At 73.7% G+C, this 21,827-nt stretch carries 21 protein-coding genes; 7 read left to right on the top strand and 14 right to left on the bottom strand.

What is annotated here, in order from left to right:
- Positions 1 to 12 precede the first annotated feature (12 nt).
- The 4 genes from OF380_RS22700 to OF380_RS22685 form a co-directional block, all read right to left on the bottom strand.
- Positions 13 to 1,875 (bottom strand): acyltransferase family protein, encoded by a 1,863-nt coding sequence (locus OF380_RS22700; RefSeq protein ID WP_264047852.1) that lies wholly within the window; start codon positions 1,873 to 1,875, stop codon positions 13 to 15.
- Positions 1,872 to 3,044, bottom strand: coding sequence for an acyltransferase family protein (locus OF380_RS22695; RefSeq protein ID WP_264047850.1), 1,173 nt, complete (start codon positions 3,042 to 3,044; stop codon positions 1,872 to 1,874). The genes OF380_RS22700 and OF380_RS22695 overlap by 4 nt, the downstream gene beginning before the upstream one ends.
- The gene (locus OF380_RS22690; protein WP_264047848.1) at positions 3,041 to 4,366 is read right to left on the bottom strand and encodes an O-antigen ligase family protein; all 1,326 of its coding nucleotides are present in this window, start codon (positions 4,364 to 4,366) and stop codon (positions 3,041 to 3,043) included. The genes OF380_RS22695 and OF380_RS22690 overlap by 4 nt, the downstream gene beginning before the upstream one ends.
- 182 nt (positions 4,367 to 4,548) lie before the next feature.
- Complete coding sequence (locus OF380_RS22685; RefSeq protein WP_264047846.1) at positions 4,549 to 5,265, bottom strand: DJ-1/PfpI family protein; 717 nt, start codon at positions 5,263 to 5,265, stop codon at positions 4,549 to 4,551.
- 75 nt (positions 5,266 to 5,340) lie between these two features.
- Here OF380_RS22685 and OF380_RS22680 point away from each other — a divergent pair, with 75 nt between their 5' ends.
- From OF380_RS22680 to OF380_RS22660, 5 genes are all read left to right on the top strand, one after another.
- Complete coding sequence (locus OF380_RS22680) at positions 5,341 to 6,354, top strand: GlxA family transcriptional regulator (RefSeq protein ID WP_264047844.1); 1,014 nt, start codon at positions 5,341 to 5,343, stop codon at positions 6,352 to 6,354.
- A gap of 123 nt (positions 6,355 to 6,477) precedes the next feature.
- The gene (locus OF380_RS22675) at positions 6,478 to 8,211 is read left to right on the top strand and encodes an ArnT family glycosyltransferase (RefSeq protein WP_264047842.1); all 1,734 of its coding nucleotides are present in this window, start codon (positions 6,478 to 6,480) and stop codon (positions 8,209 to 8,211) included.
- A 21-nt stretch (positions 8,212 to 8,232) separates the two neighbouring features.
- Entirely contained in the window at positions 8,233 to 8,958 is a 726-nt protein-coding gene (locus OF380_RS22670) for a glycosyltransferase (RefSeq protein WP_264047840.1), read from the top strand.
- A gap of 4 nt (positions 8,959 to 8,962) precedes the next feature.
- On the top strand, positions 8,963 to 9,295 hold the full coding sequence (locus OF380_RS22665) for a lipid-A-disaccharide synthase N-terminal domain-containing protein (RefSeq protein WP_264047838.1): 333 nt from the start codon (positions 8,963 to 8,965) through the stop codon (positions 9,293 to 9,295).
- Positions 9,296 to 9,889, top strand: a complete 594-nt coding sequence (locus OF380_RS22660) for a pyridoxamine 5'-phosphate oxidase family protein (protein WP_264047835.1) — start codon at positions 9,296 to 9,298, stop codon at positions 9,887 to 9,889.
- 9 nt (positions 9,890 to 9,898) lie between these two features.
- Here OF380_RS22660 and OF380_RS22655 read toward each other — a convergent pair whose 3' ends face one another.
- From OF380_RS22655 to OF380_RS22620, 8 genes are all read right to left on the bottom strand, one after another.
- Positions 9,899 to 10,894, bottom strand: a complete 996-nt coding sequence (locus OF380_RS22655) for a P1 family peptidase (RefSeq protein WP_264047832.1) — start codon at positions 10,892 to 10,894, stop codon at positions 9,899 to 9,901.
- 54 nt (positions 10,895 to 10,948) lie between these two features.
- On the bottom strand, positions 10,949 to 11,554 hold the full coding sequence (locus OF380_RS22650) for a DUF1993 domain-containing protein (protein ID WP_264047829.1): 606 nt from the start codon (positions 11,552 to 11,554) through the stop codon (positions 10,949 to 10,951).
- A gap of 58 nt (positions 11,555 to 11,612) precedes the next feature.
- On the bottom strand, positions 11,613 to 12,470 hold the full coding sequence (gene rarD / locus OF380_RS22645; protein WP_264047827.1) for an EamA family transporter RarD: 858 nt from the start codon (positions 12,468 to 12,470) through the stop codon (positions 11,613 to 11,615).
- 302 nt (positions 12,471 to 12,772) lie between these two features.
- Complete coding sequence (locus OF380_RS22640) at positions 12,773 to 13,189, bottom strand: hypothetical protein (protein ID WP_264047825.1); 417 nt, start codon at positions 13,187 to 13,189, stop codon at positions 12,773 to 12,775.
- A gap of 164 nt (positions 13,190 to 13,353) precedes the next feature.
- Positions 13,354 to 14,082, bottom strand: coding sequence for an amino acid ABC transporter ATP-binding protein (locus OF380_RS22635; protein ID WP_264047824.1), 729 nt, complete (start codon positions 14,080 to 14,082; stop codon positions 13,354 to 13,356).
- Entirely contained in the window at positions 14,079 to 15,215 is a 1,137-nt protein-coding gene (locus OF380_RS22630) for an amino acid ABC transporter permease (protein WP_264047822.1), read from the bottom strand. Before OF380_RS22630 ends, OF380_RS22635 begins: the two co-directional genes overlap by 4 nt.
- A gap of 47 nt (positions 15,216 to 15,262) precedes the next feature.
- Entirely contained in the window at positions 15,263 to 16,420 is a 1,158-nt protein-coding gene (locus OF380_RS22625; protein ID WP_264047820.1) for an amino acid ABC transporter permease, read from the bottom strand.
- Between the two features lie 225 nt (positions 16,421 to 16,645).
- Positions 16,646 to 17,659, bottom strand: coding sequence for an amino acid ABC transporter substrate-binding protein (locus tag OF380_RS22620; RefSeq protein ID WP_264047818.1), 1,014 nt, complete (start codon positions 17,657 to 17,659; stop codon positions 16,646 to 16,648).
- Between the two features lie 418 nt (positions 17,660 to 18,077).
- On the opposite strand from OF380_RS22620, the gene metC reads away from it, so the two are divergent.
- Positions 18,078 to 19,265, top strand: a complete 1,188-nt coding sequence (gene metC, locus OF380_RS22615) for a cystathionine beta-lyase (protein WP_264047816.1) — start codon at positions 18,078 to 18,080, stop codon at positions 19,263 to 19,265.
- Between the two features lie 34 nt (positions 19,266 to 19,299).
- On the opposite strand, the gene OF380_RS22610 is transcribed toward metC, so the two are convergent.
- Both OF380_RS22610 and OF380_RS22605 read right to left on the bottom strand, forming a co-directional pair.
- On the bottom strand, positions 19,300 to 19,584 hold the full coding sequence (locus OF380_RS22610) for a hypothetical protein (protein ID WP_264047813.1): 285 nt from the start codon (positions 19,582 to 19,584) through the stop codon (positions 19,300 to 19,302).
- 29 nt (positions 19,585 to 19,613) lie between these two features.
- A complete protein-coding gene (locus OF380_RS22605) occupies positions 19,614 to 19,820 on the bottom strand; it encodes a hypothetical protein (protein WP_056222048.1) in 207 nt (68 codons plus the stop codon).
- 417 nt (positions 19,821 to 20,237) lie between these two features.
- Between OF380_RS22605 and OF380_RS22600 the strand changes: the two genes are divergently transcribed.
- Positions 20,238 to 21,824 (top strand): ATP-binding protein, encoded by a 1,587-nt coding sequence (locus OF380_RS22600; RefSeq protein ID WP_264047808.1) that lies wholly within the window; start codon positions 20,238 to 20,240, stop codon positions 21,822 to 21,824.
- The last annotated feature ends 3 nt before the right edge of the window (positions 21,825 to 21,827 follow it).

Here is a 21,827-nt window from a genome sequence, read left to right as displayed (position 1 = left end):
GGGGTCGGCGCCTCAGGGCGCCAGGGAGGCCCGCTGGGGTCGGAGCAGGGGGAAATAGGCCCGCACCGCCCGGTCGCTGCCCGCCTGCGAGAGGTGTCCGTAATCGACGAACAGGTCGCTGCCGTCCGTGCGGTAGCGGCAGAGGGGGCCGGCGCAGAAGAAGGCCTCGGGGTCGGCGAAGCCCACCTCCGGCGCCAGGGCCCGCAGGGTCTCGGCGGCGCGGTGCCCGGACCGGGCGAACCAGGCGGCCGAGCCGTCGTCCCGGGTTCCGGCGCCGCGCGCGCCGAGGAGCCCCACGTCGAAGGCGAAGAGCGGCGAGGGGCCGATGAGCGAGACCGCGACCCCCGCCGCCCGCAGGCGTGCCAGGGTGTCGGGCAGGGTCGCCAGCGCGTGGGGCGGCACGAGGTCCCAGCGCGCGGCGAGGATGACTTGGCTGACCCCGTAGGCGCGGATCACCTCGGGCAGGCGGGCGTTGAAGGCGGCGCAGGTCGGCCGGGCGCGGGACCGGTGGTCGAGGAGCGGCGGGCAGCCGGCGGCGGTGTATTGCAGGATGTCGTGGCTGAGGTCCCCGGCATGCCGCGCCAGGCCCGGCACGTAATGGGCGGCGAAGGAATCGCCCCAGAGCAGGGCGGTGCGCCCGGTACCGGCGGCGATCCGGCAGGCCTCGCCGGCCCAGGCGGCGGGATCCTGATCCTCGAGGAAGCAGCGCCCGCCCCGCCAGCCCTCGCGTTCCAGGCCGGCGAGCGGCGTCCCGGCCGGGCCGGCGGGGGGCGCCCCGAACCCGGCCGCGAGGCCGAGGGCGAGGCACCCGGCCAGGGCGGCCCCGGTCCGGCGGAACAGGACGGCCCGGGGCAGGGCCTGCGCCGGGCGCCGGAACGGCGTCTCGATCCAGCGCCAGCCCGCATAGGCGAGGGCGCCGCAGGCGGCGAGCAGCGCCACGGTCTCCAGGCCCTCGGGCTCGCGCAGCAGGGCGTAGCGCGTGAACACGATCAGCGGCCAGTGCACCATGTAGAGGGCATAGGAGACGAGCCCGACCGCGACGCAGGGGCGGGCCGCGAGCAGGGCGCCGACGCGGCTCGGGCCGGACGCGCCGGCGAGGATGACCAGCGCCGCCCCGAGGCAGGGCGGCACGGCGCCGAGGCCGGGGAAGGGGGTCGCCTCGTCATAGGCGAGCACCGGCACCAGGATCAGCGCGAGCCCGGCCGCCGCGAGTGCCTCGCGTAGGGCCGGCGCCCGGATCGCGCCGGGCCGTGCGAAGGCGAGGAGGCTCCCGAGGAGGAGTTCCCAGGCCCGGGTCGGCAGCAGGTAGAAGCTCGTCGTCGGCGCGCGCGCGGTGAGCCAGAGGCTGAGCCCGAACGAGGCCAGGGCCCCCAGGAGCAGGAGGGCGACCGCCCGGCGGGGGAACCGGTGCAGCAGCACCGGCAGCAGGAGCGGGACGACGAGGTAGAACTGCTCCTCCAGGGAGAGCGACCAGGTGTGGAGCAGGGGGCGGGTCTGGGCGGCGACGTCGAAGTAGCCCGAGGTCTTCCAGAAATAGAGGTTCGAGACGAAGCCGGCGGCGGCGGCGAGGCTGCGGGCGAGGTCGGTCCGCGCCTCTGCGGGCAGCAGGACGGCGGCGGCGAGGGCGCTGGCGAGGATCGTGGCGGCGAGCATCGGCAGGATGCGCCGGATCCGCCGCTCGTAGAACCCCGCCACGCAGAAGTGCCCGGCCTCCACCTCGGCGCGGATCCGCGCGGTGATGATGGCGCCGGAGATAACGAGGAACACGTCGACCCCGACGAAGCCGCCCCCGAAGCCCGGAATTCCCGCATGGAAGGCCAGGACCGCGAGCACCGCCAGGGCGCGCAGGCCGTCGATGTCGGGGCGGTAGGTCACGGTGAGGCGGGCGCGGGTTCGCGCGCCGGCCCGCCCGCCCGCAGGATGCGCCGGCGCGCCGGCTCCTCGACGAGGCGGTGCAGCGCGACGCTGAAGCCCAGGGCGAGGGCGGCGGCGAGACCCGCCCCGAGCCAGGGCAGGTCCCGGAGCCGGCCGCCGAGGGCGGCCCGGTCGAGGCTGTTCACCAGGGCGTAGGCCGGCGCATGGATGAGGTAGAGGGCAAAGGAGATCCGGCCGAGGAAGACGAATCCCGGCGCCACCAGGGGGCCGGAGCGCATCTGCGCCCCGGCCAGGATCAGGGGGGCCCAGGCCAGCGCCGTGAGGCCGTTGTGAAGGACCACCTCCGGCAGGTGGGGGGCGGCCGCGACCAGTCCGAGGGCGGCGAGCGCCGCCAGCCCGAGGAGGCCGCCGGTCGGTATCCGGACCCGCCGCGAGGCCGCGTAGAGGAGGAGGCCGGCGACGAATTCCGGCAGGCGCAGCAGGGGGTTGTACTTGATCGCCTGCGCGAGCAGCACCGGTCCCGTGCCCGTCGGGTCGATCAGCGACGCACCGGGGGCGTAGCGCGCGAAGGCGAGGCTCGCCGCGGCGGCGAGGGCGCCCCAGGCCGCCAGGGTGAGGGCGGCGGTGCGGCCGGGTGTCCGCAGGGCGAGCGGCAGCAGGACGGGGAACAGGGCGTAGAAGACCAGCTCCACCGAGACCGACCAGCTCGGGCAGTTCAGCGCGCAGGCCGCGCCCGGCACCCAGGCGTGCAGGCCGAGCGGTGCCAGCACCGCGCTCGCGGCCATCAGCCCCTGCAGGGGGGGCGCCGATTTCGCCACCCAGGCGGCGAGCCATGGCAGGGCGAGGGCCAGGGAGAGCAGGTAGACGGGATAGACCCGGGCCACCCGCGCCCGGCGGAAGCGGGCGCGGGCGCCGGGCTCGCGCAGGTCCACCGCGTGGTAGTTGTAGGCCAGGATGAAGCCCGAGAGCAGGAAGAAGAACGTCACCCCGGAATAGCCGAGCCCGATCGGGGCCGGGATCGCGGCCTCGGGGAAGAAGAACCGGGCGTAGTGGAACACCAGGACGTAGGCGGCGGCCACGAAGCGCAGGGCCGTCAGCGCGCGCAAGGGGGCGACCGGCGGGTGGGCGCGGCCCGGCGCGGACGGTGCGATCCCGGCCGGGTCCGTCACCGCGAGCCCGCCTCGATCACCCGCGCCCCGGCGGAGAAGCGCAGGCCCAGCACGGCGACGGCGAGCAGGAAGAACAGCGCGTTGGTGGCCTGGTAGAACACCGATTCGAACACCGCGACCAGCAGGGTGAACAGCCAGATCCGCAGGAACAGCAGGCTGAGCGGGTCGATCGCGGCCGCCCGCGCGCTCTGGCGGGACTGGTGGGATTCGAGGTCGGAGAGGGGGGCGAGCACGAGCCACCACACGGTCAGGGCGAGGCCGGGCAGGCCGCTCTCCAGGGCGGTGTTGAGGTAGCCGTTATGCGAATCCGTGGCGCGGTTGACCCAGGTCGTCGCGTCCCCGCCGCCGCCGTAGAACACGCTCTCCCAGAACGCCCCGTAGCCGAAGCCGGTGAGGGGGCGCTTGGCGATGTTGTCGAGGGCGAAGGCCCAGATCTCGGTGCGGCCGGTATAGGTCGGGTCCGAGGTCAGGCTCGCGATCACCGATCCGATGGCCGGGGACATCACGGAGCCCACCGTCGCCACCAGCAGCAGCGCCAGGGGCCCGAGGAGCACGAGCCGGCGCCAGGGCCGCGAGGCCGAGAGGGTGCAGGCCCAGGTCAGGCCGAGCACCAGGGGGGTCATGACCAGGGAGGTCTTGGCGTTGGTGAAGGCGAGGAAGACACCCGCCAGCACGGCCACCAGGGTTCCGAGCACCCGCCGGCCCATCCCGGCCCAGAACAGGCCGACGATGACGAACAGGCCCATGGCCGCGCCCGCGCCGTTCTTGTGCGCGTAGAGGCCGCGCCAGCTCCCCGCATGCTCGGGCTCGATGAGGTCGAGGGCCGTGTGCATGGCGCGCTCGGGCACCAGGGCGACGCCGAGGTAGCAGAGCAGGAGCACGACGAGCACGCAGGTGCCGAACACGTCGGCGAACTGGCGTGCGTCGCGGGCCAGCACCAGCACGCTCACCACGCCGCTGAACATGATCACGAGGGAGATCAGCCGGCGCGCCGAGACGGCGGGCTCGATCGAGAGGGCGGTGGAGACGCAGATCCAGCCGAGGGTGGCCAGGATCGGCAGGGTGGCCAGCGGGCGCAGGGCCTCCCGCCCGCGCCAGGCCAGCACCACGGCCGCGATGGCGCCCATGGCCAGGAACAGCACCTGGTTGAGCAGGTTGCCACCGGCCCGCGAGGCCGCGTTCTCGGCCGCCGTCCCGTCGTAGAACGGATCGGCCCCGATCAGCACGAAGAGCAGGATGAGGCCCATCGTCCCGACGCGCACGGCATCGGGGAGGTCTGCCCGCCTCGCGGCCTGCGCACCGCCGGCAATGCCCGTCGTCATGGTCCGCTCCTGCGCCGAGGATGCGGCGCACGATGCCCATTCTAGCGCCGCCCGCCCCGCTCGATAGGCGCGCAGAATACTTTCCAACCCCCGAAGGTTCTTCTGATCAACCTGCGAAGGTTCTTTTGAACCACGAAGACCTTGCGGATCCACGAAGACCCCGCGAACGGGCGCGGCGATCCTCAGGACGCGGTCGGAGCCGGGCGCTCCCACGCCGCGACGTCCGCCGCGCCGGTGAGCGCCCGCACGATGCCCTCGCGCTCGGCCCGGCTCGCCGCGAGGCGCGCCCGCGTCGCGGCGAGCACGGCGGGGCTGGCCGCCTCGGGCGTGCCGGAGGCGAAGGGCGGGGCCGGTGCGTATTCGAGGCCGAGCTGGATGCCCTCGGCCATCGGCCGCCCCACGAGTTCGGCGGCGAGCGTCAGGGCGAAGTCGATCCCGGCGGTGACGCCGCCGCCGGTGAAGAGGGCGCCGTCGCGCACCACCCGCTCGGCCACGGGAATCGCCCCGAAGGCGGGCAGCAGGTCGAGGGCGGCCCAGTGGGTGGTGGCGCGCCGGCCCTTGAGCAGGCCCGCCGCGCCGAGCACCAGCGCCCCGGTACAGACGGAGGTGACGTAGCGCGCGTGCTCCGCCTGCGCGCGCACGAAGCCGAGCACGCTTTCGTCCCGCATCAGCGCGTTCACCCCGACCCCTCCGGGGACGCAGAGGACGTCGAGGCGCGGGCAATCCGCCAGGCGCGTCGTCGGGGTGAGCACGAGGCCGGTGGCGCTCGTCACCGGGTCGAGCCCCGCCGCCACGAGGTGGATGCGGGCCCCCGGGATCCCGGCGAACACCTCGTAGGGCGCGGTGAGGTCGAGCTGCTGGACGCTCGGGAAGGTGAGGAGGCCGATGTCGAGGGTCATCGTTCCAGGATCTCCGCAGGGCTGGTCCAGCCGGTCTGGACAGGCAGGACCCTAACCGGTCAGTCTCTGGCGGAAATGACTAAGTCCCCTCGTTTCCTGCCAGACCCGCGCCGCGTCGAGATCCTCGTCTTCGCGGATGTCCAACTCCTCGACGTGGCGGGGCCGCTGCAGGTCTTCGCCACGGCCAACGACCTCGCGGGCCCCGGCGCGGCGCCCTACGCCCTGCACGTGGTCGCGTCGGCGGGCGAGCCCGTCCGCAGCTCCGCCGGGCTCGGGCTCGCGACGGAGGCGCTGCCGCCCGCGGATCGGCCCCTCGACACGCTCCTCGTGGCGGGCGGGCGCGGCGTCACGGCGGCGGAGGCGGGCGACCTGCCGGCCTGGATCGCCGCGCGCGTCCCCCGCGCCCGGCGCGTGGCATCGGTCTGCACGGGCGCCTTCCTCCTCGGGGCGGCGGGCCTCCTCGACGGGCGCCGGGTGGCGACCCACTGGACGCGCTGCGCCGAACTCGCGCGGCGCTACCCGCGGGCCCGGGTCGAGCCCGACCCCATCTTCATCCGGGACGGCGCGCTCTGGACCTCCGCCGGGGTGACGGCGGGCATCGACCTCGCCCTTGCCCTGGTGGAGGCCGACCTCGGCCGGGCGACGGCCCTGGCGGTCGCCCGGCACCTCGTGGTGTTCCTCAAGCGACCCGGCGGGCAGGCCCAGTTCAGCACTGCCCTGTCGCTCCAGGCGGCGGGCACGCGCTTCGAGGCGCTGCACGCCTGGATCGCCGAGCACCTCGGCGAGGACCTCACCGTCGCGCGCCTCGCGGAGGCCGCCGGCATGAGCCCGCGCGGCTTTGCCCGGCACTACCGTGCGGCCACGGGGCTGACCCCGGCCCGCGCCCTGGAGCGGCTGCGCGTCGAGGCGGCGCGGCGGCTGCTGGCCGAGAGCGCGCTTCCTCTCAAGCGCATCGCCGCGCGCTGCGGCTTCGGCTCCGAGGAGACCCTGCGGCGCAGCTTCCTCCGCCACGTCGCGGTGGCGCCGGCCGCCTACCGCCGGCGCTTTCGCGAGGGCGCCCCGGGGCCGGGGGCCGACCCCGGGATTTGACATTCCCGGCCGCATCATCGACACCGCCGGCCTCGCGGCATCGACCGGAATCATCGAGCGGATTCCGGGGCCGAGCGCCGGTGCGGAGCCGCGTATGTCCCCCCAGACGGCCCATCCTCCCGCATGACCGACCGCGCCTTCGTGCCCCACCCGGCCCGCGGCGACGCCCTGGCGTTCCCGGACGCCATCCTGGCGGCCGCGACCCGGAGCCATGCCCGCGCCTGCGTCCTGCTGGTGGTCCTCTGCCTCGTCTGCTTCCTGCCCGGGATCGCCTCGCTCCAGCCCATGGACCGGGACGAGCCGCGCTTCGCCCAGGCCTCCAAGCAGATGCTGGAGACCGGGGACCTCATCGACATCCGCTTCCAGGCGGAGGCCCGGCACAAGAAGCCGGTGGGCATCTACTGGGCGCAGGCCGCGGTGGTCGGCGCCGCCGAGGCGCTCGGCGTGCCGAACGCCCGCACCACCATCGGGCTGTACCGCATCCCGTCGCTGCTGGGCGCCATCGGCGCGGTGCTGCTGACCTACTGGTCGGCCCTGTCCTTCCTGCCCCGGCGCGGGGCGCTCCTCGCCGCGGCCCTGTTCGGGGCCTGCGTGGTGCTCTCGGCCGAGGCGCGGCTCGCCAAGACCGACGCGCTCCTCTGCGCCTGCGCGGTGGCGACCTTCGGGGCTCTCGCCCGTGCCTGGCTGCAGCGGGAGCGGGAGCGCCTCGACACTGCCACCGTGCTGGCCTTCTGGCTCGGCCTGGCCCTCGGCATCCTGATCAAGGGTCCGATGGTGCCGCTGTTCTGCGGCCTGCCGGCCCTCGTCCTCTCGGTGCGCGCGCGCTCGGGCCGCTGGCTCGGCGCCCTGCGGCCCGGCCTCGGCCTGCCCCTGACCCTGCTGATCGTGGCCCCCTGGTTCGCGGCCATCACCTGGAAGAGCGGCGGCGCCTTCTACGGCGAGGCGGTGGGCCACGACATGCTGAGCAAGGTGCAGGGCGGCTCGGAGAAGCACTTCGCCCCGCCCGGCGCCTACCTCATCGCCTTCTTCGGCACCTTCTGGCCGGGCGCCGCCTTCGCGGCGCTGAGCGCGCCCTTCGCCTGGGGGTTCCGGCGCGAGCCCGCCATCGCCTTCCTGGTCGCCTGGATCGTGCCGACCTGGATCCTGTTCGAGATCGTGCCGACCAAGCTGCCGCACTACGTGCTGCCCCTGATGCCCGCCATCGCCATCCTCACCCTGCGGGCGCTCGCCGCCGGCGCGCTCCACCCGGAGCGCCGGGGCGCGCGCCTCACCGCCGGGCTCGTGGTGCTGATCCCCGTCGCGCTCACCCTCGGGCTCTCGGCCTTCGCCTGGGCCTACGACCGGACCCTGCCGCTCGCCGGGCTGCCCCTGCTGCTGGCCGCCAGCGCCGTGGCGGTCTCGAGCTGGCGCGCCTTTTCCCGGGGATTGGCGGAGCGGGCGCTCGCCCTCGGCATCGTGGCCGCGATGCTGCTCTCGCCGGCGGTGTTCGGCCTGACCCAGCCGGTGATCGCCGCCCTCAAGGTCTCGCCGCGCCTGGCCGCGATCCGTGACCGCCTGCCCTGCCCGCAGCCCCGGGTGGCGAGCCTCGGCTACCGCGAGCCGAGCTTCGTCTTCCTGATCGGCACCGATCTCGCCATGCTCGGCACCGGCGCGGAGGCCGCGGACTTCCTGAAGGGGCAAGGCGCTCCCACGGGGGAAGGCTGCCGCCTCGTCTACGTGGAGGGCCGCTTCGCGAAAAGCTTCGCCGAGGCCGCCACGGCCGCCGGGCTGGCGCCGCACCGGGTCGGCACCGTCTCGGGCTTCAACATCAATGGCGGGCGTGCGGTCGATCTCTCGGCCTACGCGGTGACGCCCTGAAACCTCACGGACCGAACACCCATGCGCCTCTCCGTGATCATTCCGGTGAAGAACGAGGCCGGCAACATCGCGAGCCTGGTTTCCGAACTCGAGACCGCCTGCGCCACCCTCGGCCCCTTCGAGGTCATCTACGTCGATGACGGCTCCACCGACGGCACCGCCGAGGCCTTGGCGGCGGCGCGGATCGGGCGCCCCTGGCTCCGGGTGCTCGCCCACGACCGCACCGCCGGCAAGGCCGCCGGCCTCCGCAGCGGGATCGCGGTGGCCCGCGCCCCGGTCTGCGCCCTGATGGACGGCGACGGCCAGAACGACCCGGCGTACCTGGCCCCCCTGCTCGAGGCCATCGAGGCGGGCGGCGACCGCACCGGCCTCGCCCAGGGGCAGCGCGTCGGGCGCAAGGACGGCCGCTTGAAGAGCCTCCAGTCGCGCATCGCCAACGGGGTCCGGGTGCGCATCCTCAAGGACGCCACCCGCGACACCGGCTGCGGCTACAAGCTCGTGCGCCGGGCGGTCTACCACACGCTGCCGTTCTTCGACGGGCAGCACCGCTTCATGCCGGCCCTCGTCGCCCGCGAAGGCTTCGGCGTGGTCCACCGCGACGTGGTCGACCGGCCGCGCTTCACCGGCACCTCGAAATACGGCCTGTTCGACCGGCTCTGGGTGGGGCTCCTCGACCTGGCCGGCGTGTGGTGGCTGATCCGGCGCAAGCGCGTGACGCCGCGCGTGACCGACGTGACGGAGGCCTGAGGCCATGCTGATCCAGCTCGCCGAGGACATCCGCGGCTACGTCTACGACGTCTTCGTCACCCGCTTCGATGCCTGGCTCGTGTTCGGCATCCTGGCCCAGGCGGTGTTCGGCGCCCGCTTCGTGGTGCAGTGGCTCGCCTCCGAGCGGGCGGGCAAGAGCGTGATGCCGCTGGCCTTCTGGTTCCTGTCCATCGCGGGCGGCCTGATGACCCTGGTCTACGGCCTCGTGCGGCGCGAGCCGGTGATCATCTTCGGGCAGGCGCTCTCGACCTTCATCTATCTGCGCAACGTCAACCTGATCCTGCGCGAGCGCCGCGCCGCCCGCGCGGGATCCTGAATGGATCCGCTGCCGCCCTTCCACGACGACCTCGAGGCGGCGCTCACCGAGATCTGGCGCCTGCTGGAGGCGGGGCCCGTCCTGCGCCGCAACGCCTTCCACATGCCGGCGCTCGCCACCGTGGACGCGGCCGGACAGCCGCAGGTGCGCACCGTGGTGCTGCGCGCGGCCGACCGCGCGAGCGGGGCCCTGCGCTTCCACTGTGACCGCCGCTCGGACAAGGCGGTCGAGATCGCGGCCACGGGCGTCGCGGCCCTGCACGGCTACGATTCCGACGCCAAGATCCAGATCCGGGCGTCGGGCCCCGCCCGGCTCCACACCGACGACGCGCTCGCCGAGGCCGCCTGGGCCGAATCCCGGGCGATGAGCCGGGTCTGCTACGGTGCCGACCCGGCCCCCGGGGCGGTCCTGCCCACGGGCGGCGCCTACGCGCTGCCCGATGCCGAGACGGCGCTGACCACGGGGCGCCCGAACTTCTGCGCCGTGGTGGTCGAGGTGGCCCGCCTCGAATTCCTCTTCCTCGACCGGCGCGGACACCGCCGCGCCGCCTGGATGCGCGCCGACGGCTGGCGCGGGTGCTGGCTGGCGCCGTAGGGGCGCGGCTCACGGCCCGAAGCGGTCCCGCCAGGCGGGCGGACCGGCGAACCCCGGCAGGGACGTGGCGGAGAAGACCCCGATCGCCACCGCGCGGGCGAGCGTCCGGGCCGCCGCGTCGCCGATCCGGGCGAGATCCGTGACGGGGTCGGCGAGCGCCGCCCGGCCGGTGGAGACGGCGAAGACCACGTCGCCGTCGAGGGGCGTGTGAACCGGGTGGATCGCCCGGGCCAGCCCGTCCTGGGCCATCACCGCGAGGCGGCGCGCCTGCGCCTTGGTCAGGGCGGCGTCGGTGGCGACCACGGCGAGGGTGGTGCTCGCCCCCGCCAGAGCCTCGCGCGGCCACGCGAAGGCGTCGTCCGGCATCGCCGCGGGGCCCCCGAGCCCGCCGAATTCCGGCCCGGTCTCGTAGGGGGCGGCCCAGAAATGCGGGCCCTCGCCGATCGTCACGCGGCCGAAGGCGTTCACCGCCGCCAGTGCCCCGACCCGGACCGGCAGGCCCGTCACCTCGGTCGAGGCGGAGCCGATCCCGCCCTTCAGGTTGGCGGTGGCGGCCCCCGTCCCCGCCCCGACGGAGCCCAGGGCGAAGGCCCGCCCGGCCGCGCGGGCCGCCGCGTAGCCGAGGTCGCGATAGGGCGGATACCGGCCCCAGGCCTTGTCGCCGCCGTTGAGGAGGTCGAACAGGATCGCGGCGGGCACGAGGGGCACCCGCGCCGGCCCCACCGCGAAGCCGCGCCCGGTCTCGGCCAGGTGCGCGACGACGCCGGCGGCCGCGTCGAGGCCGAAGACCGAGCCGCCGGAGAGCACCAGCGCGTCGATGCGCTCCACCGTGCGCTCCGGGTCGAGGAGGTCGGTCTCACGGGTGCCGGGGCCGCCGCCGCGCACGTCGACGCCCGCCACCACGGGGGCGTCGAAGAGGAGGGCGGTGACGCCGCTGGCGAGCCGGAGGTCGGTGGCGTGGCCGACCCGGATGCCGGCGATGTCGGTGATGCGGTTGGTCAGCACGGCGCCTTCCCGCGGGTCCCTCGGCGCGGTCTCCGATCGGAGAGCCCGCAGGATTCAGGACCGCGCGTCGCCGGGCTCCGCCTGGGCCGATGCCGCCGGTGTGGACCTGAGATAGGCGAACATGTGCGGCACGTACTCGGCCTTGCCGATCTCGATCCCCTGGTTCCGCAGGATGGCGTAGGCCGTGACGACGTGGAAGTAGAATTGCGGCAGCGCCCAGTCGCGCGCATACGTTTCGCCCGTCATGTCGAAGGTCAGGCCGCCCGGAAGCTCGATCGCGATCGGCAACGTTGCTCCTGCGTCGAGCGCGTCCCCGGCCAGACCGTCCAGATGGGACAGGGCTTGGCCGATCCGGTCACGCGCCTCGGCGAAGGATCCGGGAGCGTCACCGGCATGGCGCCCCTCTGCCGCCACCGCCTCGAGCGACGGAGGCATGGCCTGCCCGCGCAGGCGGAAGGTCGCTTCCTGCGCCAGGAAGGCGGCGAAGCGCAGCTGGGCGGCCAGCGGAAGCATATCCGTGGCGAGGCGCGCCGACAGCAGGCTTTCGGCCTGGGTCGGCGCCTGCCGTTCGACCGTGTCCAGCAGCCCGGCGAGGGTCCCCAGCATGTTCCGATATGTCGGCACGAGAAGCGCGGTCAGGGACATGACGGTCAGGGACATGGCAGTCTCCAGGATCGGCGGGCGTCGGCGTCCCGGGCCCGTCCGGTCCGGAAAGCCCTCAGGCGGCCCGCGCCTGCCGGGCGGCACGATAGGCATCGGCGGCGTAGATCGCCAGCGCCAGCCAGATCAGCTCGAACAGCACCATGCGGTGGGGCTCCAGCCGCTCGCCGTAGACGAGGGTGCTCAGGGCGAGGAGGCAGGAGGGCGCGAGGTACTGCATCAGCCCCAGGGTCGCGAGGGTGAGTCGCTCGGCGGCCGCCGCGAACCAGATCAGGGGCAGGGCGGTGGTGGCCCCGGTGAGCAGGATCAGCCCGGCCCGCACCGGATCGCCCTGGATCACCGGCGGGGCGACGGCCGCGAGATAGACCAGCGCCACCGGCAGGAGCAGCAGCGTCTCGGCGGCGAACCCCACCATGGCGTCGACGCCGACGACCTTCCGGGCGAGCCCGTAGAGGGAGAAGCTCCCCGCCAGCGCCAGCGAGACCCAGGGCAGGCTGCCCGCCATCGCCACCGCCAGCAGCACGGCGCCGGCCGCGAGCGCCACCGCCCCCGCCTGGACCGGGCGCAGCCGCTCGCCGAGCACCAGGGCGCCTAGGGCCACGCTCATCAGCGGGTTGATGAAGTAGCCGAGACTCGCGTCGAGCATGTGCCCGGACTGCACCGCCTGGAGGTAGAGGAGCCAGTTCACGCCGATCAGCCCGGCCGACAGCACGAGCAGCCCGTGCCGGCGCACCAGCGGGAACGGGTTCCGGATGCGGCGGCGCAGGGCGAGCAGCAGCCCGGCGACGAGCAGGCTCGACCAGACGATGCGGTGGGCGAGGATGCTCGGGGCCGGCACGGCGTCGAGGAGGCGGAAATGCACCGGGACCACGAGGCCCCAGCTCAGGTAGGCGCCGAGCGCGTAGATCAGACCCAAGGACCGTCTCCCCCGCCGCCCTTCGCCCATCCGGAGCGGCTCATACCGGACCGCGATGAGCCGGACTCGTCGCGGTCTGCCCGCGCGACCGCGCGGCGGCGGCCATCCGCCGGCCCCGACCCTCGGTCGGGGCCGGTGAGGCTCGGTATCATACAAGGCGGGGCGGGATCGCGGCGTGCGGGATGGCGCGCACCGGTATGCCGGGCACGCAAGGCGGCGCGGGAGGTTGCCTGGGAGCCGCTTGCCTGGGAGTCGCTTGCCTGGGAGTCGCTTGCCTGGGAGTCGCTTGCCTCGAAGCCGGTTCAGCGGCTGCGGGTGAGGGTGACGGTGGGATCGCCGCGCATCAGGGCGTTCAGGCGCTCGGTGTCGAAGCCCTCGGCGGTCTTCTTCACCACGGGCTTTGCAGCGGCGGGCTTCGGCGCGACCTTGGCCGTCGCCTCGCGGACCGCGGCCGCCTTGGGGGCGGGGGGCGCGGTCCGGGTCACCGCGTTCCGGGGCGCCGCGTCGCGCCCGAGGATGTCGCTGATCGAGGGGCCGGTCTCGGCGGGCAGCGAGCCCGTCACGGCGGGTTCGGGCGGGCGGAGCCGGGTGAGCGTCGCCACCGGGGCGGCGGACCGGACGGGCGCCGGGTGGTCGAGCCGGTCGACGCAGGCGAAGGCGATGGCGAGGACGCTGCCGCCGAAGACGCTGCCGACCACGATGTGACGCAGGATACGCAAGGGATCAACTTCCCGGATACGCGAGTACCAGACGGGATTTAGCGCATCGGCGTTAACGAACCGGAGCGGAGCGCTTCGCGAGACTTCCTGCGCCGGCACAGTTGTGCCCGCGTCCCGGAGCGCGACGGGTCCGATGCGATCCGGGGTCCGGGAGGTTGGGAATCTCAGAGCAGGCGGGCGAGGAAGGCCTGCGTGCGCGGATGCTCGGGGTGATCGAAGAACGCCTGCGGTGGGGCGACCTCGACGATCTGGCCCTCGTCCATGAACACCACCCGGTCGGCCACCCGCCGGGCAAAACCCATCTCGTGGGTGACGCAGAGCATGGTCATGCCCCGCTCGGCGAGCGCCGTCATGGTGTCGAGGACCTCGCCCACCATCTCGGGGTCGAGGGCCGAGGTCGGCTCGTCGAACAGCATCACGCTCGGGTCGAGGCAGAGGGCGCGGGCGATGGCGACGCGCTGCTGCTGCCCGCCGGAGAGCTGGCCGGGATGGCGCCCCGCCAGGTCCGCGATGGCGAGGCGCTCGAGTTCCGCGCGCGCCCGCGCCTCGGCCGCCCGGCGCCCGATCCCGCGCCCGTGGATCGGCGCCAGGGTGCAGTTCTCCAGCACGGTGAGGTGCGAGAACAGGTTGAAGTGCTGGAACACCATGCCGACGGTGCGTCGCACCGCCGGGATGCGCGCCGGGGTCAGGTCCCGGCCGTCCAGCCGGATCGTGCCGCCCTGGTAGGGTTCGAGGCCGTTGACGCAGCGGATCAGGGTCGACTTGCCCGAGCCCGAGGGGCCGCAGATCACGATTCGCTCGGACGGGGCGACGCTCAGCGAGACCGCGCGCAGGACGTGGGTGGTGCCGAACCACTTGTTCACCCCGAAGAATTCGACCGCGGGCGCCGTCATGACCGGTCCCGTTCCCCGGCGGCGAGCCGACGCTCGACGAAGCCGGCATAGCGCGCCATCGCGAAGCAGAACGCGAGGTAGAACAGGGCCGCGAAGGCGTAGGCCGTGGCGGGGATCGTCGGCGCCGACCAGCGCGGATCGGCGCGGGCCGCCTCCAGCACCCGGATGAAGTCGGCGATGCCCACGATGGAGACCAGGGTGGTGTCCTTGAACAGGCCGATCAGGGTGTTGACGATGCCCGGCACCACCACCTTGAGGGCCTGGGGCAGGACGACGAGGCGCATGGCCTGGGCCCGCGTCAGGCCGAGGGCCAGGGCCGCCCGCCCCTGGCCTTCGGGGATCGCCTGCAGGCCGCCGCGCACCACCTCGGCCATGTAGGCGGAGGCGAACAGCGCGATCCCGACGAGGGGGCGCACCAGTCGGTCCACGGTGAGGTCGCCGGGCAGGAACAGCGGCAGCATCACGTTGGCCATGAACAGGACGGTGATCAGCGGCACCCCGCGCCAGAACTCGATGAAGCCGATGCAGGCATAGCGCACGATCGGCAGCTCCGAGCGCCGTCCCAGCGCCAGCAGGATGCCGAGCGGCAGGGAGGCGACGATGCCGACCAGCGAGACCACCAGGGTCACCAGCATGCCGCCCCAGAGGCTGGTGGCCACGGGCACCAGGCCGAGGAGCGGGGCGCCCGAGAGCAGCCAGAAGGACAGGAGCGGGCCGGCGAGGAAGACGAAGAGCGCGCCGAGCCCCCGGCGCGGGGCGTCGAGCCACAGCATCCAGGCGGCGCCGAAGGCCACCAGCGCGAAGAACAGGTTCGGGCGCCAGCGCTCGGCGGCCGGGTAGGAGCCGTAGACGAGGTAGTTGATCTTGTCGCCGATGAAGGCCCAGCAGGCGCCGACCGGATGCCCGGCGACCTCCGGCCGGCAGGCCTCGCCCGAAGCGCCGCTCCAGACCGCGTCGGTGACGAGGAAGCGGATCAGCGGCGGCACGAGGAGCGCCAGCCCCGCCAGGATCACCAGCGTGGCGACGGTGTTGCCGGGCCCCGAGAACAGGTTGTTCCGCAGCCAGCCGAGGGGCCCGCCGGTCCGGCGCGGCGGGGGCGCCGGGGGCAGCAGGGTTTCGCGCACGATACTCATCGGGGCACGCGGCTCATCGGGTCACGCCACTCATCGGGTCACGCCGCTCATCGGATCACCGGGGCCGCGCGGCGGTTGTAGGCGTTCATCACGGCGGCGAGGCCGAGGCTGAGGGTGAGGTAGACCGCCATGGTGATCGCCACGACCTCCACGGCCTGGTTGGTCTGGTTGAGCACGGTGCCCATGAAGACGTGGACGAGGTCGGGATAGCCGATCAGCACCGCCAGCGACGAGTTCTTCGTCACGTTGAGGTACTGGCTGGTGAGCGGCGGAACGATCACCCGCATCGCCTGCGGGATGGTGACGAGGCGCAGAGCCTTGGCGCGGCCGAGGCCCAGGGCGGCGGCGGCCTCGCCCTGGCCGCGGGCCACGCTGGCGAGGCCGGCGCGCACGATCTCGGCGATGAAGGCCGCCGTGTAGGTGGAGAGGCCGAGGAGCAGGGCGGCGAATTCCGGCAGCACCCCGAGACCGCCCTCGGGGCCGTAGGGGCCGGGGGCCGGCCAGGCGATGGCGACGGGGTGGCCGGCGAGCGCCAGCCCGATCCAGGCCAGGGCCGGCAGGCCGAGCACCAGGGCGAGGGCGGGCCCCGCGACCGGGCCGGGTTCGGCCCCGGCCTCGACCCGCCGGGCCCCGCGACGCACCCGGGCGAACGCACCGAGCAGGCCCGCCGCGACGGCGAGGGGCACGAGCCAGGCGGCCCCGGAAAACTCGGGGCGCGGCAGGACCAGCCCGCGCTGGCTCAGATAGGCGCCGCCCCAGGCGGCCGGGTCGCGCGCCTCGGGCAGCGCCACCCGCACGGCCACGTACCAGACCAGGAGCTGGAGCAGCAGCGGCAGGTTGCGCAGCGTCTCGACATAGGTGGCCGCGAGCGTCCGGGCGAGCCAGTTCGGCGCGAGCCGGGTGATGCCCACCGCGAACCCGATCACCGTGGCCAGCACGATGGCGAGGCTCGAGACCAGCAGCGTGTTGAGGAGCCCGACGCAGAACGCGTCGAGATAGGTCGAGGTCGCCGCCGCGTAGGGGATCAGCCGCTGGCTGATGTCGAACCCGGCGGCGCGCGACAGGAACCCGAACCCGGCCGTGATGCCCTGGCGCGCGAGCTTTTCGGAGGCATTGGTCGCGGCGAGATACGCCAGCGCCGCGAGTGCCAGCACGACGAGGGCCTGGAGCGCGAGGGCGCGGGGGCGGAGCGGGCGGCTAGGCACGGTCCGTCCCCCATCGCGGGGCGGGATTCATACGACGGGACCCGGATCGATCGTCCGTGCGCGACCGTGCGAAGGCGGCCGTCGGTCGCGTGCGTCGCGCGCAGCGGGGCTCCTCTCCTTCCAGGAGAGGGGACCCGTGCTTCCCGCACGATGGAGGGATCCAGCGGTTCCGATCCGGCAGAGGAGGGAGGAACCGCGCGCCCACGATCCGTCTTGCCCCCACCCTCACCGGATCGGCGGCCCGTATTGCAGGCCCCCTTGCGTCCAGAGGGCGTTCAGCCCGCGCGGGATCTTGAGCGGCGTCGCGTCCCCGAGGTTGCGCGCGAAGACGTCGCCGTAATTGCCGACGTGATGGACGATCCGGTAGGCCCAGTCGGTGGTCAGCCCGAGGGCCTGCCCGTACTTGCCTTCCACCCCGAGGATGCGCTTCACGTCCGGGCTCAGGGCTTCCTTCCGCAACTCATCGACATTGTCCTGGCGGATGCCCGCCTCCTCCGCGTCGACCATGGCGTAGTGGGTCCAGGCGACGAGGTCGCGCCAGGCGTCGTCGCCCTGGCGCACGCCCGGCGCGAAGGGCTCCTTCGAGATCGCCTCCTCCAGGATGACGTGCTCCTCCGGGTGCGCGGTCCTCAGGCGCTCGCCGTAGAGGGAGGACTTGTCCGTGGAGTAGGCGTCGCAGCGCCCCGATTCATAGGCGCCGAGCGTCTGCTCGCTGTTGGCGAAGGTGACGACCTGATAGCTCAGCCCGCGCGTGCGGAACCAGTCGGCGGTGTTGAGCTCCGTGGTGGTGCCCTGCTGCAGGCAGATCGTGGCCCGGTCGAGCTGCTTCACGCTCGTGACGTTCAGCGCCTTGCGGACCAGGAATCCCTGCCCGTCGAAGAAGGTGATCACCGGGAAGTTCATCGCGGCGGTGTCGCGCGACAGGGTCCAGGTGGTGTTGCGGGCGAGCACGTCGATCTCGCCCGATTGCAGGGCGGTGAAGCGCGCGGCCGAGGATTGCGGGATGAAGCGCACCTTGTCCGGATCGTCGAAGATCGCCGCCGCCAGCGCCCGGCAGAAATCCACGTCGAGCCCGTGCCAGCGCCCCTGGCCGTCCGGCATGCTGAAGCCCGCCACCCCCCCGCTGACCCCGCAGACGAGGTGCCCGCGCGCCTTCACCTGGGCGAGGGTGCCCTCCTGGGCCTGGGCCGGCATGACGGCGAGGAGCGCGCCGAGGAGCGGGATCGAGAGGGGTCGCATCCGCGCATTGCAGAGGATCGGGGGCCGGGGTCAAGCCGGCGCCCTTCAGCTTGCGCGCGGCGCCTCATATCCACCCCGTGATCCCGGTGCCGCCCAGCGGAGTTCGGGACCGGGCTCCGCGAGATCAGGGCTCATGCGCAGCCTTGCCACCGCCGAAAAGACAGGCGCGCGGTCGGATCGGACCCGTCCAGGTCGAACTCCGCGATCCGCGGGATCTTCCCGTCCCGGTGCCACGTCTCAGAGGATTTGCGGCGCACCGGAGTGACGGGTGGGTGGTGCAGACGTCACGCGTGCTTCGGCCTACGAGACGCCTGCGAGACTTCCGCGGCCAAGCACGTCGGGTTGACGGGAGCGCGCGGGCCGGGCTGAGGTCGCGGCCGGTTCATCCCCTGTCTTCAGCCTTCTGCCCTCGGTGCCGATGTCGAACACCCCGCCCCGCGATCCCGCCCGCTTCGGGCCGAGCACCCGCCTCGTCCATGCGGGGCGCGACCCCTCCGCCCAGCACGGCTTCGTCAACACGCCGATCTATCGCGGCTCCACGGTGCTGTTCCCGACCTATGACGACCTCAAGCACCGGCGCGGGCGCTACGATTACGGCACCTCCGGGACCCCGACCACGGATGCGCTGACGAGCGCCTGGAGCGAGCTCGCGGGCGCGGCCGGCACCGTGCTGACCCCCTCGGGGCTGGCGGCGCTCACGGTGGCCCTGATGGCGGCGGTCTCGGCGGGCGACCACCTGCTGGTCTCCGATTCCGCCTATCGCCCCACGCGCATCTTCTGCGACGGCGTGCTGAAGCGCTTCGGCGTGGAGGTCACCTACTACGACCCCCTGATCGGCGCCGGCATCGGGGCCCTGATGCGCGAGAACACCCGGGCCGTGCTCGTGGAGGCGCCGGGCTCGCAGAGCTTCGAGATGCAGGACGTGCCGGCGATCGCCGAGGTCGTGCAGGCGCGCGGGGCCGCCGTGATCATGGACAACACCTGGGCGACCCCGCTGCTGTTCCCGCCGCATGCGCGGGGCGTCGACATCGCGGTGGAGGCCGGCACCAAGTACCTCTCCGGCGGCTCGGACCTGCTCCTCGGCCTCACCTCCGCCAACGAACGCTACTGGCCGGCCCTGCACCGGACCTTCGAGCATTTCGCCATGTGCCCCGGCCCCGAGGACGTGTTCCTGGCGCTGCGGGGCCTTCGCACCATGGCGTTGCGCCTGCGCGAGCACGGCGCCCAGGGGCTCGCCATGGCGCAATGGCTGCAGGCCCGGCCGGAGGTGGCCCGCGTGCTCCATCCCGCGCTCCCCGACGATCCCGGCCACGCGATCTGGAAGCGGGACTTCTCCGGCGCCTCCGGCCTGTTCGGCGTGATCCTGAAGCCCGCCCCGGAGCACGCCGTGGCGGCGATGCTCGACGGGCTCGAACTCTTCGGGATGGGGTTTTCCTGGGGCGGCTTCGAGAGCCTCGTGATTCCGTTCGACTGCAGGACCTACCGCACCGCCACCCGCTGGGATCCCGACGGGCCGGCCCTGCGCTTCCATATCGGGCTGGAGGAGGTCTCGGACCTGCAGGCGGATCTCGATGCGGGCTTCGCGCGCCTGCGCGCCGCGATGTGACCGGGCGGGACGCCGCCCCTTCGCGGGGCCGGCCTCAGCCCTGACCGAGTTCCGACTTGGCATCCGCGATGAGGCCGGCGAGCCCGGCATCGACCTCGGCGCCGAGCAGGCGGCGCTCGGCCTCCGTCAGGTCGGCGGCCCAGCCGCGCTGGCCGAACCCCTCGGCGCATTTCGCCCGCTCGGCCGTGAGGTAGGCCTCCGTCTCGGCGGGCCGCGCGCGCATGGCCTCGATGAGGCCGAACCAGGCCGCACGCTCCACCACCGCGAGGCGGGCCCGCAGGCGGATCATCACCGCGCGCTCGGGGCTGACATCGTCCATCGGCTGTTCCGTCTCCGGTCGGCTCACGCTCAGCGGCGCGGTTCGCAGCGCGTCTTCACGTAGGTGCCCTGGTCATTGCCGTGGCCGGCATTGGCGGCGAGCACCGGCCCCTGCATCAGACATTCCTGAAGCGTGTGGGCCGGCCCGGTGATGATGTCGAGCGCCGTGTCCCGGGAGCAATCCGGGGCCTGGACGGTGGAGGCGCAGACGAGGGCGACGACGAGGACTGGGTTCATGCCCGGATTACCTGGATCAGCCCGCCCGTGCGGCAAGGGCCGCGCCCGTCATCTCATGCAGGGAAGTTCATGCAGGGGGATGCCGATCCTGTCGGCGCGGCATGATGTTTATCGTTTGTTCCGCGACGCACCCCGAAGCAGGCGGCAAGATAAAACGTACCGGAAGAAAGACCTAGGTCTACGCACCTAAGACTGTAGGCCTAGGTTCTTTGTCCTGCGCCGTTGTTGACTCTCTCGCTGAGAACAAAAATCGAACAAAAAGCGTCTGGCGGCCGCCGCCGCTGTCCTTCTGCGACCCCTGGCCTGTGGATGCGGGCCCCGCCGCCCGGACCCGCCGGCGGCGGCGCGTGTTAAGGTCTTCGTGCGAGAGCCAGGGAGCACGGGGGAACGAGCCCCCGCGCGGGAGCCGGAGCAGGCATGACGGTCGGCATCGAGATGGGTCTGAGCATGGGGCCGGGGGCGGAGCCCGCGCGCCTCGACCTCGAGGAACTCCTGGCGACGCGTCTCCTGGTCCAGGGCAATTCCGGCTCGGGCAAGTCGCACCTGCTGCGGCGCCTGCTGGAGCAGAGCGCCGGCGCGGTGCAGCAGGTCATCATCGACCCCGAGGGCGATTTCGTCACCCTGGCGGAGGCCTACGGCCACGTGGTGGTGGACGGCGCCCACGGCGAAGCCGACCTCCAGGCCATCGCCGCGCGGGTGCGGGCGCACCGGGTCTCGGTGGTGCTCACCCTGGAGAGCCTCGACATGGAGGCGCAGATGCGCGCCGCTGCCGCTTTCCTCGGCGGGCTGTTCGAGGCCGAGCGCACCCACTGGCACCCCGCCCTGATCGTCGTCGACGAGGCGCAGATCTTCGCGCCGGCCGCCGCCGGCGACGTCTCGGACGAGGCCCGCAAGGCCTCGCTCGGCGCCATGACCAACCTGATGTGCCGGGGCCGCAAGCGGGGCTTGGCCGGCATCATCGCCACGCAGCGCCTCGCCAAGCTCGCCAAGAACGTGGCGGCGGAGGCCACCAACTTCCTCATGGGCCGCACCTTCCTCGACATCGACATGGCGCGCGCGGCCGACCTCCTCGGCCTCGACCGGCGCGGGGCCGAGCGCTTCCGCGATCTGGCGCGCGGCGAGTTCGTGGCGCTGGGCCCGGCCCTGAGCCGGCGGCCCCTGGCGCTCCGCATCGGGCCCGTCACCACCTCGGCCCGCTCCGGCTCGCCGAAGCTCGTGCCGCTCCCCGCCCCCGCGGATGCGGACCTACGCGCGCTCATCCTCACCCGCTCGCCCGACGAGCCCGGCAACGCCTGGGCCCCGGCCCCGCGCACGCCGCCGACCCCGCGCGCCACGCCCGCCGACCTCATGCGCGAACTCAGCGCCTACCGCCCCGAGCCGGTGGAGGCGCCCGAGCCGCTGAGCGAGGCGGAGATCCGCGCCGGGCTCGACGCGGTCCTGCGCGGCATCGCCGCCGACCCCGATGCCGGCGGCCAGCCCGTGGCGGTCGTCTACCAGGACTTTCTCGTGCGCTGCCGCATGCGCGGCCTCGACGGCGAGGCGATGAACCTGGCCACGTTCCGCCGCCGCCTCGGCGTCGCCCGCGCGGGCTTCGACGCGGCCGATGCCGCCCCGGGCGAGGTGGACGGGCGCTGGGAGGAGGCGCAGGGCGTCGCCGCCACCCTGCCGGACGAGGTCCAGGGCCTGTTCCTGCTGCTGGCCCGCGCGGCGCTCGCCGACGAGCCCTGCCCCGGCGACGAGGCCCTGGCCCGGGCCATCGGCAGCCGCTCGCCCGGCCGCGCCAAGCGCCTGCTGGCCTATGTCGAGACGCGCGGCACCATCGTGTGCCGCATGGATTACCGCGGCAACCGCATCGTCGCCCTGCCGGCCCTGAACTGCGAGACCGCGCCGGGCGACCCGAAGGCGCCCCTCGCCGACGGACCTTCGAGCAAGGCCGCCCCGTCGGAGGGGGGCCAGAACGCGGCCCAGGCCCCCGAGATGCCGGGTCTGTTCGCGGCCGAGTGACGC

Source organism: Methylobacterium sp. FF17 (assembly GCF_025813715.1).
GTDB classification, from domain to species: Bacteria; Pseudomonadota; Alphaproteobacteria; order Rhizobiales; family Beijerinckiaceae; genus Methylobacterium; species Methylobacterium flocculans.
This window is presented reverse-complemented; position numbering and strand designations above follow the sequence as displayed.

Bases quoted from the DNA above. Each gene is read 5' to 3' on its own strand.
- OF380_RS22690 (WP_264047848.1), bottom strand. From the start codon at position 4,366: ATGACGACGGGCATTGCCGGCGGTGCGCAGGCCGCGAGGCGGGCAGAC.
- OF380_RS22685 (WP_264047846.1), bottom strand. From the start codon at position 5,265: ATGACCCTCGACATCGGCCTCCTCACCTTCCCGAGCGTCCAGCAGCTC.
- OF380_RS22680 (WP_264047844.1), top strand. From the start codon at position 5,341: ATGACTAAGTCCCCTCGTTTCCTGCCAGACCCGCGCCGCGTCGAGATC.
- OF380_RS22675 (WP_264047842.1), top strand. From the start codon at position 6,478: ATGACCGACCGCGCCTTCGTGCCCCACCCGGCCCGCGGCGACGCCCTG.
- OF380_RS22670 (WP_264047840.1), top strand. From the start codon at position 8,233: ATGCGCCTCTCCGTGATCATTCCGGTGAAGAACGAGGCCGGCAACATC.
- OF380_RS22665 (WP_264047838.1), top strand. From the start codon at position 8,963: ATGCTGATCCAGCTCGCCGAGGACATCCGCGGCTACGTCTACGACGTC.
- OF380_RS22660 (WP_264047835.1), top strand. From the start codon at position 9,296: ATGGATCCGCTGCCGCCCTTCCACGACGACCTCGAGGCGGCGCTCACC.
- OF380_RS22650 (WP_264047829.1), bottom strand. From the start codon at position 11,554: ATGTCCCTGACCGTCATGTCCCTGACCGCGCTTCTCGTGCCGACATAT.
- OF380_RS22635 (WP_264047824.1), bottom strand. From the start codon at position 14,082: ATGACGGCGCCCGCGGTCGAATTCTTCGGGGTGAACAAGTGGTTCGGC.
- OF380_RS22630 (WP_264047822.1), bottom strand. From the start codon at position 15,215: ATGAGTATCGTGCGCGAAACCCTGCTGCCCCCGGCGCCCCCGCCGCGC.
- OF380_RS22620 (WP_264047818.1), bottom strand. From the start codon at position 17,659: ATGCGACCCCTCTCGATCCCGCTCCTCGGCGCGCTCCTCGCCGTCATG.
- metC (WP_264047816.1), top strand. From the start codon at position 18,078: ATGTCGAACACCCCGCCCCGCGATCCCGCCCGCTTCGGGCCGAGCACC.
- OF380_RS22610 (WP_264047813.1), bottom strand. From the start codon at position 19,584: ATGGACGATGTCAGCCCCGAGCGCGCGGTGATGATCCGCCTGCGGGCC.
- OF380_RS22605 (WP_056222048.1), bottom strand. From the start codon at position 19,820: ATGAACCCAGTCCTCGTCGTCGCCCTCGTCTGCGCCTCCACCGTCCAG.
- OF380_RS22600 (WP_264047808.1), top strand. From the start codon at position 20,238: ATGACGGTCGGCATCGAGATGGGTCTGAGCATGGGGCCGGGGGCGGAG.